We start from the raw sequence: 10034 nt of genomic DNA, 5'->3' as shown, positions 1-10034 counted from the left end.
ATCGACCCTGCTGCGCCGCTGGACCGCCGGGCTGCCCGCGGCCGTCCGGCGGCGCGCCCGCCGCTCCCCCGTCGCCATGTCGGTGGTGGCGCTGGCCTGGTCGCTGGGCCTGGCCAGCGGTTCCCTGCTCGGGCCGCGACCCCGCATGCTGCACGCCGTCGCCACCGGGGTGGGCCCGCTCGCCGAGGGTCGCTGGTGGACGCCGCTCACCGCGATGTTCTGGTGGGGCACCCCGCTGGGCTACCTCGGCGCGACCGTGCTCGTACTGGTGGCGGGCGGCGTCGCGGAGCGGAACGGCGGGTCGCGCCGCACGCTCGGGATCCTCGTCGGCACCCAGGTGGTGGGCACCCTGCTGGCCGTCGCGCCCGTGGCGACCGGGGCCGCGCTGGGCGGGGGGTGGGCGTCGGCCCTGGCAGGCCAGGTCACCATCGGCATCGCACCGGGCGCGCTCGGGCTCGCCCTCGCGGCCAGCAGCGGCCTCTCGGCGCTGTGGCGGCGCCGGCTGCGGGTGGTGCTCGTGACGGGGCTGGTCATGGTCGTCGCCTACTCCGGCGACCTGTCGGACGTGCTCGCGCTGTCCGCGGGGCTGCTGGGGCTGCTGGCCGGGCCCTGGGTGTTCCCGACGGGCGCGGCACCCGTCCCCGCCGAGGGCAGCGGGACGGGCGACCTCGCCCGCACGGTGGCGCGCGCCCGTCGTCGGATGGGGATGCCGTCGCAGTCCGAGACGCGCGTGCTGGTGGCGCTACTCGTGGTCGGCTCCGCGGTGGGGCCGGTGGTGGCCGCCCTCGCCCAGGCCCCGATCGGGCCGCTGTCGGTGCTGCAGTACATCGTCCTGTCGCCGCTGCCGTCGGCCGACACCGTGCAGCGGGTGTGCCGCAGCGTCCCGGTCGAGGAGTGCCGGGAGCTGCAGGCCCAGCTGCGCCTGTCGGGCGTCGGGCCGGCGATCGCGGCTGTCGTGCCGGTGCTGCTGCTGCTCGTGGTGGCGGAGGGACTGCGGCGGGGGCGGCGCGCCGCCCGGCTGGTCGGGATCGGGCTGAACCTGCTGCTCGCCGCGCTCGGCCTGGCCTTCGCCGTCGAGGTGGGCGGCATCCCCGAGCGGCAGCTCGTCGTGTTCGGCGGGGCGCCGGGCGTGCAGAGCGTGCTCGGCCTCGTCCTGCCGTCGCTGCTGCCGCTGCTCGTGGCCGTGCTGCTGGTGCTGACGCGCCGGCAGTTCGACGTCCGCGCCCCGTACGGCACGTACCGGCGGCTGGTGGTCCTGTCGGGCACGGCGCTCGTCGTCGTGTCGGTGCTGTTCGTCGGCCTCGGCACGCTGCTGGCGGGGCAGTTCGACCGACCGCCGAGCACCCGGGCGCTGCTCGCCGAGCTCCCCCTGCGGTTCCTGCCCCCGGGCTACCTCGGTGAGGTGGAGCCGAGCTTCCTGCCCGAGCGCTACCTCGCGGCGCTGCTGTTCGAGTGGACCGGCACGGTGTTCTGGCTGGTGGTGGGCGTCGGGCTGCTGGTGGCGTTCACGCGGCCGCGGTTCGACGAGTCCGGCGCCGACGCCGCGCGGGCCCGCGCGCTGCTGATGGAGCACGGCGGTTCGGACCTCGGCTGGCTCACCACCTGGTCGGGCCACCACTACTGGTTCGGGCCCGGCGAACGCACCGCGGTGGCGTACCGGGTGATCGGGTCGGTGGCCCTGACCACGGCAGATCCCGTCGGCTACGACGGCGACCCCGCGGCCACCGTCGCCCAGTTCGCGTCGTTCTGCCGGCAGCGCGGGTGGACCCCGGCGTTCTACAGCGTCACCGCGGCGACGCGCGCCGCCGCGGAGAGACTGGGCTGGAGCGCGGTGCAGGTCGCCGAGGAGACCGTGCTGCCCCTGGAGGGGCTGGAGTTCACGGGCCGGAAGTGGCAGGACGTCCGCACCGCGATCAACAAGGCGGAGAAGGAGGGCGTCACCGCCGAGTGGATCGCCTACGGCACCGCGCCGCGCGTCCTCACCGACCAGATCCGCGCGATCAGCGAGGAATGGGTGGCGGACAAGGGGATGCCCGAGATGGGCTTCACCATCGGCGGGCTCGAGGAGCTGGACGACGACGCCGTCCGCTGCCTGGTGGCCGTCGACGCCGAGCGCACGGTGCACGGCGTCACGAGCTGGATGCCGGTGTACCGGGACGGCGCCGTCGCCGGCTGGACTCTCGACTTCATGCGCCGGCGTAGCGACGGCCGGTTCCGCGGGAGCATGGAGTTCCTCATCGCCTCCGCGGCGCGGGACCTGCGCGACGAAGGCTACGGCTTCCTCTCGCTGTCCGGGGCGCCGCTCGCGCAGGTGGACCGGCCGGACGACGGGCCGGCGGGGCGCCTGGACCGGGTGCTGGACCTGGCCGGACGCACGCTGGAGCCGGTGTACGGGTTCCGGTCGCTGCTCGCGTTCAAGGCCAAGTTCCAGCCCTGCTACGCCCCGCTCTACCTCACCTACCCGGACGCGGTGGCGCTGCCGGCCATCGGCATCGCCATCGGGCGGGCCTACCTGCCCGACCTGAGCGCGCGGCAGTACGCGCAGCTGATCAACCGCCTGCGCTCCTGACGCCTACCAGGCGGCGGGATCGCCGGGGTCGGCGTCGGCGGGCGCCGGGTCGGCACGGTGGCGCCCCTGGCGCAGCCCGCGCTGGTAGGTGGCCAACCGCTCGCGGACGCGGTCGGGCACGCGCTCGGGGCGCTCCGGCTCGGGCACACCGGCCCCGCGGCGCGGCGGCGGCACGAGCTGGTTGCCCGGACGGCGCCGCGGCAGGCCGGTGGAGGTGTGGTCCTCGGGCTCGGGGCGGTTGGCCCGCTCGGCCGCGGCTCGCCACTCGGAGTCGCTCGGGGTCTCCCAGTTGCGGGGCCCGCCGCGGTCGTCGTCCGCGCCGTTGCTGCCGGTGCCGTTCGCGGAATCGCCGTTCGCCGCGTTGCCGTTCGCCGCGTTGCCGTTCGCCGTGTTGCCGTTCGCCGAGCCGTTGGCGCCGCCGTGGCGTGCGGCGCCGTTGCGGGACCCGTTGAGCTGGGCACGGTTGCCGTGGGCACCGCCCGCGGGCTCGGGCTCGCGGAACCACGCCGAGGCGATGGCCTCGAAGATCGGAGTGGCCACGATCTCTTCGGCCGGGTCGTGAGCCAGGTCGAGCATCGGCCCGAACAGCTCGTCGACGGGCGAGGAGGAGCGGGCGGCCGGTTCGTACGCGGGCACGTCACGGACGGGCAGGTCGAGGGCCGACGGTTCGAGGGACGGCAGGTCGTACGAGGTGGACGCGCCGCGCGACCCGGCGCCGTTCACGGACCCCGGGGGGTCGAGCGGTAACGGGTCGGAGAGCGGGTCCGGGCGCCGCGGGGTGAGGGGCTCGACGGAGCCGGCGGCCTCGGCGGGCTCGACGGGGTGGCCGCCCGACGGCGGGCCGTCGAGCGGGTACCCACCGGACGGCGGGCCGTCGACGGCCGCGGGCGACGGCTCGGGGAACAGCGCGTCGTACCGGGGCGCGGCCGGCTCGTCGCGCACGGCATCGGGCTCCGGGCGGGGTGGGGCGGCCTGCAGCCGGTCCGAGGTCCAGGACATCGGCGTCCGCCGGGCCGGAGCGTCGGGTGCCGCGGCCGCCTCGACGGTGACGACGCTGCCCGGGCAGTGGATGCTCGCGACCGGGCCCGAGGCGGTGACGCCGACGGGCGGGGTGCGCAGCGCGATGCCGGAGAGCGATCGCTGCGCCAGCCGCTCGGCCGCGCCGAGGGCCCGGCGGCCCCCCAGCCCCTCGGGATCGTGGCGGGTGGCGCCGTCGGCGCGGATCTCGACGGCGATGCCGCCGGGCGACTCCACGCGGCAGGAGACGTCGACGCGCGCGCCCGGGTACACGGCGGCGACGTGGTCGACCACCTCGGCCAGCACGTGCAGCAGCTCGGTGGCCGCAGCGGGGGCGACGGTGGCGGCGGGCGGGTTGCGGACGTCGACGCGGCGGGGCTCCTCGGACGCGGCGGCCGCGGCGGCGAGGACGTCGGAGAGCCGCTGCGACCCGGACGGGCGGACGCCGGGGTCCTGGCCGTGGAGCATGAGGAGGCTCTCGGTGTCGCGGCGCATCCGCAGCACGGTCTCGAGCAGCTCGGGCAGGCCGGCGGGCTCGGGCTGGAGCGGGTCGGACCGCATGCGGCCCAGCAGCCAGCGATGCCGGTCGACCCGGGCCTGCAGCCGGCGCGCGATGCCGGCAGCGGCGTCGTCGCCCACGGTGACGTCGCGACCGCCACGGGGATCGCCGCCCCCGGACGCCTCGCGCGGACGGATGGTGCCCCACCTGTCCTCCCACGAGGGAGACGCCTGGCGTCCGACGTTCACCGAGTCACCCTCGGATGCGAACATCCTGTCGCCCACCAGTCGATCCTCTCGAACGGGTCGCGACCGCACGCGCCCCCAACCAAGGAGCCGCTGGGGTGACCCCGGAACGGCACGACGAGCGGGCCAGCACGGAGAGCGGGTCGGTCGCATGTCCTGGCAGGGCACGCTACCCGGGGTGGCGCCCTGCCGCCTCCGCCTGCGCCATGCTGCGCTCAGGACGCGCCTGGATGCGACGGGCGGCGCGCGTTGCGCGGCGCGAGTGTGGTGCGGCGAACAGTCGCGCGCCGTCGCCCGACACCCCTCGGGCATACCCCCACCCCCTATGCTAGGTTCGCTGTCATGAGCGAGCACAGCTACACGGTCACAGGGATGACCTGCGCGCACTGCGTCGCGTCGGTCAGCGAGGAGATCGGCGAGATCGAGGGTGTGTCCGACGTCAGGGTGGACCTGCCCACCGGCGCCGTCACCGTCGTGAGCACCCACCCGATCGACGACGCGCAGGTGCGCGAGGCCGTCGCCGAGGCCGGCTACGAGCTCGTCGGCTGATCGCGACCGGCTCCTGCGGAGCCCCTCCCGCACACCCCCTGACCTGCGCTCGGCGAGCCCGGGGATGATGGGGGGACCATGACGAACACCGACCAGGGCACCGCGCGCGGCGATGCGGCGAGCAGCGCTCCCTCGTCCAGCCAGCTCGCCGACCGTGTGGAGCGCGTCCTCGACGGTCTCGCCGGGGTCAGCGACCGCGGTCTCGTGCACGTCCGCAACGAGGACGCGATGGCGCTGGACCGCAACGCGGCCGGCCTGGTCGCGGTGGTGGTCTCCGACGGGGTGTCGTCCTCCCCCGACCCGCAGCTCGCCTCGCGGGTGGCGGCCGACGTCACGCTGCAGGCGCTGCTCGACACCGGGGCCGACCCCGGGCCCGCCTCCCCCCGCCGGGTCCGCACCGCCGTCGCGGCCGGGGCCCGGGCCGTGGAGGCCCTCGCCACCGGCGACGAGGGCCCGGCCTGCACGCTCGTCGCCGCGGTGATCGACCCGGGCGGGACGGGCCCAGCTGCGACGGGCGCGGGCGGCGACACGGCAGGCGGTCCCCAGATCATCGTGGCCTGGGTCGGCGACAGCCGCGCCTACTGGCTGGACGCGGCGGGCGTCGCCTCCCGCGTGCTCACCAACGACCACTCGTGGGCCGTCGAGGTCGTGGCGGCCGGCCGCCTCGACGCGGCGTCGGCGGCGCTCGACCGCCGCGCCCACGCCATCACCCGCTGGCTCGGTGCCGGTGGCGAACCGATCCCGGAGCTCGCCCTGCTCGTCCCCGAGGGGCCGGGCGTGCTGCTGCTGTGCACCGACGGGCTGTGGAACTACCTGCCCGCCGCCGAGGACCTGGCGGCCGTGGCGCTCCCGCGCGCCCTCCGCGACCCCGCCGGAGCCGCGGCCGCGCTCACCGACGTCGCGATCGAGGCGGGTGGCCGCGACAACATCACCGTGGCGCTGGTACCGGTGCTCCGGACGGCTCCCGCCGCGGACTGAGCGGCTTCACCGGCGCGCCACCACCACCCCGACCGGGCCGTGCACCGCCGACAGCGGGGCGCGCCGGGCACGCACGTCCGTCCCGGTGTCGCGCAGCACGCGCGCGCAGCTCTCCGCTCCGCGGTGGTCGGCGAGCACCCACCGCGGTACCGCCCGGGCCCAGCACCCGGGCGATCGCGCGGCAGGCCACGGCGCGGTCCCCCGCCGGGAGGGTCCGCAGGCGGAGCACCGACAGCACGACGTCGACGGAGCGGTCGGGGAACGGCAGGTGGCCGGGGTCGCTCACCGCGGGAACGACCCCCACGGCCAGGGCGCCCCGGCGTGCCGCTGGTGGCACGGGCCCGCGGGCAGCGGCACCGGGCGCAGCACCCCGGCCGGGACGAGCAGCCGGTGCCGCGGGCCGAGCCGGGCGAACGGGTCCTCGTCCCACCAGGCCGGGTGAGCCGCCGCAGGGTCGACGCCGCTGATCGCGCCGGCCCAGTGGATCGCCCCGTCGGCGAGCGTGCTGAACAGCGGTGCCCGGTGCGGGTCGCGCAGCACCGCCCGCATCGCGTGGACGACGGCCGGGTCGTCGAACAGCGGGCGGGCGCCGCGCGGGGGCAGCACGAGCGAGACGGCCAGCGCCGGTCCCGTCCCGATCACGCCGGGCTCGACGCGGACGGCGGTGCGGTCCGGCTTCGCGCGACCGACGGCGAGCAGCAGGTGCAGTCCGGGCGCCACCGGCACCGTGTCGGGGCCCGGGACGTCGAGCAGTGCCAGCCATCCGCGGTCAGGCACGCGGGGCGTGCCAGTCCGGGCGGATCGCCGCCGTGGCCTCCCGCAGGCCGGCCCACAGCTCGTGCAGGGACGGGCGGCCCCACATCCAGTAGCCGTCGTAGGCGCGGCGCACGGTCAGGTCGGGGTCGCAGACCAGCACCGTCGGGAGGTAGGGGTCGTGCACGGTGTCGGTGACCTCCCGCAGGTCCAGCGCGGCCTGCCACTCGCGCTGCTCGTCGGAGAGGAACGTCCAGCGCGCGTCGAGGCCGGCCCGGAACGCCGCCGCGACGACGGACGGCTCCACGCTGACCGACACCATGCGCACGTACCCGACCTCGGCGACCTCCTGCAGCGGCAACAGCACCTCGCGGAGGAACGCGCGCTCCTTGGGACAGAACCAGCCGCGGTAGGTGTGGACCACGAGCGGGTCGCCCGCGGGCAGGTCGGACAACCGGCGCGGGACCCCGCCGGTGTCGGGCAGCGTGACGTCGGGGAGCACCGTGCCCGGGACCGGCCGGGGCACGGTCAGCCCGCCGCGGCGCGGCCGGCGGCCATGAAGGCCGCCACCGCGGCGGCGTCCGGCAGTTCCCCGGCGTCGCGCAGCGCACCGAAGGGCGCGTTCCAGAACGGGCCCTCCCGCGGCGTCCACGGGCCGACGTAGGCGTAGGAACGCTGGTGGCCCGCGTCGCCCGGGGAGACGCCGTAGTTCACCTCGTCGAGCGAGATCGCGAGGTCGAAGTGCTCGGGCCAGAGCACCGGCTCCGCCTCCGGGGCGAACAGGCGCAGGCCGGCGTCGCCGCGGCCGAACCAGTCGGCCAGCTGCCGCACCGCGGCCGGGTCGAGCGTGAGCGTCTCGTCCGGGCCGAGGTCCGCGTGGTCGCTGTAGAGGCCGGGCACGCCGGCGTTGATCCCCGCCGCGGCGGCTACCTCGGCGATCGTGCCTGCTAGCGGGACGCGAGCCGACGCGGTGACCAGATCGGTGCCCTCGACCCGCGCCGGGCCCTCCACCTGCCCGAACCCTCCCGGCGTCACGCGCAGCCGGATGGTGCCGCTCTCCCGGTACTGCGGCCCGGCGAGCAGCTGCTCGGCCACCGCGTGCAGCGACCGGCGGGTGGCGATCAGCACCGGCTCGGCGAGGCCGTCGTGCCGGGCGTCCGTCGCGTCCTCGTGGGCATCGTCACCCTGCCGAGCGTCATTCGGAACAGCGTCATTCGGAACAGCGTCACTGGGACCAGTGTCCATGGGCACAGCTTCCCCCGCCCGGCCCGGCGCCGCGTACCGGGTCAGCCTGGCGCGCGGGGCGGGCGGGACGTGGGTGTCTCGGTGCCGCGCCGAGGCGCGGTCGCCGGGACGACGGACTCCCTCGGTGCACCCCAGCCCAGCGCGAGAGAGAGCCGTCCGCGCATCTCGGGGTCGTTGAGCTGGTCGCCGAACAGCTCGTGCAGGCGGGCCATGCGGTAGCGCACCGTCTGGGGGTGGACGTGCAGGGCGGCCGCGATCGCCTGGCGGTCGCCCATGTAGCGCAGCCAGGCCACGAGCGTCTCGCACATCCGCTCCCGCGACGAGGGCGCGGAGCCCGCCAGGGGGGCGAGCACCTGGCTGCGCAGCGCCTCCAGCATGCGCGCGTCGCGGTGCACGATGATCGCGTCGAGGTGCTCGTCGGTGAACACGGGGTCGTCGGGCAGCACGCCGGTGCGCTGCAGACGGGCCGCGATCTCGGCGACGTGCAGGCTCGCGGGAAGCCGGTCGGGTGTGACCGCCACACCGACCACGGCCTGGGCCCCGCGCAGGGCGGCCGCGAGCCGGGACCGCAGGCCGGGGCTCGACGGGTCGGCGATGATCGCGCCGAGCAGCGGCGGCCGGTGGAACACCAGGTGCGTGGCGTCCAGGCGGGCCAGCGCCCGGTGCCCGAGCGGGTTGTCGGGCTCGACGAGCACCACGGCGATCTCCGCAGGCACCCGCCAGTCGGACCGGGCGGCCGCCGCGCGCACGGCCGCCTGCCCGGCGCGGTCGGACAGCAGCAGCCCGACCAGCTCGTCGCGCAGCCGTCCCCGGTTGGCCGCCGCCTCGGACTGCGCCAGCACGTACCCGCGCGCCGAGGACGAGGACAGCCGGTCGACGAACAGGAACACCGCCTCCGCCAGCGCGGCGAGCGTCCGCGGCGCGATCGCGCTCTCGACCGCCACCGCCGACACGTGATGCCAGAACACCCGGGCCCCGACCTGGTAGGCCGCGAGCAGATGGGTCAGGTCCCGACCCTGCTGCCACTGCTGGCGGCCGATCTCCTCGAACAGCTCCAGCTCCCCCGCGCCCTCGCCGTCGCCCGCCTCCACCAGCGTGACGAGACGGTGCAGCGCGGCGTCGGCGGCGACGGCCACCTCGAGATGGTTCTCGCGCAGGAACGCCGCGTAGTCGGGCCAGTCGCCCTCGAGGGCGGTGCGCACCTCTTCGAGCAGCTCGGGCATCCGGTCGGCGATGGCCGGGACGAGCGCCGAGAGAGAGGTCTCCGAGTCGTCCACGACGCCTTTCTACGCCTGTCGGGCGAATCGACCCACCTGATTTGTCCGCTAGTGACAAGTCCGGACACACAGAACTGACCACAGGTGCGCAGAGATCCACACCGCGCCGGAGAAACATCAGCGCCCATGGGCATGCGACGGACGGTGAGCAACACGCCATCCGCCGACGTGCCCGCCGGCGCGGGTTCGCCCCGTGAACGCCTGAGGGCGGCCGAGAGTTCCGAGAACTTCCCGGTGGCCCTGCGGGTGCTTCCCACCGCCGTGCGCAGGCGCCTGCGCGCCGTCTACGACGTCGTGCGCACGATCGACGACCTCGGCGACGACCCGCGGCGCGATCCGTCCGGACGAGCGAGGGACCTGCGGGCGTTCGCCGCGGACCTGTCCGCCGTGTGGGACCCCGGCGCCGCGCCCGCTGCGGGGGTGCTTCGCAGCCTGGTCCCCGAGGTCCGTGCCGGCGGCCTGCCGCGGGAGCCGTTCGAGCGGCTCGTCGCGGCGAACCTCCAGGACCAGGAGCTCACCCGCTACGCGACGTGGGACGAGCTGCTCGGGTACTGCCGCCTGTCCGCCGACCCGATCGGGCGGCTGGTGCTCGCCGTGTTCGCCGTCGACGTCGCGCCCGGCTCGGCGGTCGAGCGCGACTCCGACAAGGTCTGCACCGCGCTGCAGCTGCTGGAGCACTGGCAGGACGTCGCCGAGGACCACGCGCAGGGCCGCACCTACCTCCCCGCCGGGGACATGGCCGACTTCGGCGTCACCGAGGCCGACCTCGACGCCCGCCGGGCCTCCCCCGCGCTGCGCCGCCTCGTGCTGCACGAGACCGATCGCGCCGTCGCCCTGCTCGACGAGGGCGCCGGCCTCGTCGACGCGCTGCACGGCTGGGCGCGGGTGGCCGTGGCGGGCTA

General features: G+C 76.3%; 10 protein-coding genes. 4 read left to right on the top strand and 6 right to left on the bottom strand.

Annotation, left to right across the window (positions count from 1 at the left end):
* Window positions 1-2569 (top strand): phosphatidylglycerol lysyltransferase domain-containing protein (locus JWR81_RS28025; RefSeq protein WP_297659393.1); only part of this gene is annotated, 2569 nt, incomplete at its 5' end.
* 3 nt (window positions 2570-2572) lie between these two features.
* On the opposite strand, the gene JWR81_RS28020 is transcribed toward JWR81_RS28025, so the two are convergent.
* Complete coding sequence (locus tag JWR81_RS28020; RefSeq protein WP_297659391.1) at window positions 2573-4369, bottom strand: hypothetical protein; 1797 nt, start codon at window positions 4367-4369, stop codon at window positions 2573-2575.
* A 303-nt stretch (window positions 4370-4672) separates the two neighbouring features.
* On the opposite strand from JWR81_RS28020, the gene JWR81_RS28015 reads away from it, so the two are divergent.
* Window positions 4673-4879: a heavy-metal-associated domain-containing protein gene (locus JWR81_RS28015; RefSeq protein WP_297659389.1), complete on the top strand. Its 207-nt coding sequence runs from the start codon at window positions 4673-4675 to the stop codon at window positions 4877-4879.
* A 78-nt stretch (window positions 4880-4957) separates the two neighbouring features.
* Complete coding sequence (locus JWR81_RS28010) at window positions 4958-5857, top strand: PP2C family serine/threonine-protein phosphatase (RefSeq protein ID WP_297659387.1); 900 nt, start codon at window positions 4958-4960, stop codon at window positions 5855-5857.
* Window positions 5858-5863: 6 nt separating this feature from the next.
* Here the strand turns inward: JWR81_RS28010 and JWR81_RS28005 are convergent, their stop codons facing one another.
* The 5 genes from JWR81_RS28005 to JWR81_RS27985 form a co-directional block, all read right to left on the bottom strand.
* Window positions 5864-5995, bottom strand: coding sequence for a hypothetical protein (locus tag JWR81_RS28005; protein ID WP_297659385.1), 132 nt, complete (start codon window positions 5993-5995; stop codon window positions 5864-5866).
* 144 nt (window positions 5996-6139) lie between these two features.
* Entirely contained in the window at window positions 6140-6634 is a 495-nt protein-coding gene (locus JWR81_RS28000; RefSeq protein ID WP_297659383.1) for a hypothetical protein, read from the bottom strand.
* A complete protein-coding gene (locus tag JWR81_RS27995; protein ID WP_297659381.1) occupies window positions 6627-7136 on the bottom strand; it encodes a redoxin domain-containing protein in 510 nt (169 codons plus the stop codon). Before JWR81_RS27995 ends, JWR81_RS28000 begins: the two co-directional genes overlap by 8 nt.
* A gap of 2 nt (window positions 7137-7138) precedes the next feature.
* On the bottom strand, window positions 7139-7855 hold the full coding sequence (locus JWR81_RS27990) for a hypothetical protein (protein ID WP_297659379.1): 717 nt from the start codon (window positions 7853-7855) through the stop codon (window positions 7139-7141).
* A gap of 41 nt (window positions 7856-7896) precedes the next feature.
* Window positions 7897-9132: a CdaR family transcriptional regulator gene (locus tag JWR81_RS27985; RefSeq protein WP_297659377.1), complete on the bottom strand. Its 1236-nt coding sequence runs from the start codon at window positions 9130-9132 to the stop codon at window positions 7897-7899.
* Between the two features lie 144 nt (window positions 9133-9276).
* Here JWR81_RS27985 and JWR81_RS27980 point away from each other — a divergent pair.
* A partial coding sequence (locus JWR81_RS27980; RefSeq protein WP_297659375.1) for a squalene/phytoene synthase family protein occupies window positions 9277-10034 on the top strand: 758 nt, incomplete at its 3' end.

The organism is Pseudonocardia sp. (genome assembly GCF_025965585.1).
GTDB lineage: Bacteria > Actinomycetota > Actinomycetes > Mycobacteriales > Pseudonocardiaceae > Pseudonocardia.
The sequence above is the reverse complement of the archived record's forward strand: the minus strand, read 5'-3'. Positions and strand labels throughout refer to the sequence as shown.

Coding starts and splice junctions, on each gene's coding strand:
- JWR81_RS28015 (WP_297659389.1), top strand. CDS start 4,673: ATGAGCGAGCACAGCTACACGGTCACAGGGATGACCTGCGCGCACTGC.
- JWR81_RS28010 (WP_297659387.1), top strand. CDS start 4,958: ATGACGAACACCGACCAGGGCACCGCGCGCGGCGATGCGGCGAGCAGC.
- JWR81_RS27990 (WP_297659379.1), bottom strand. CDS start 7,855: ATGGACACTGGTCCCAGTGACGCTGTTCCGAATGACGCTGTTCCGAAT.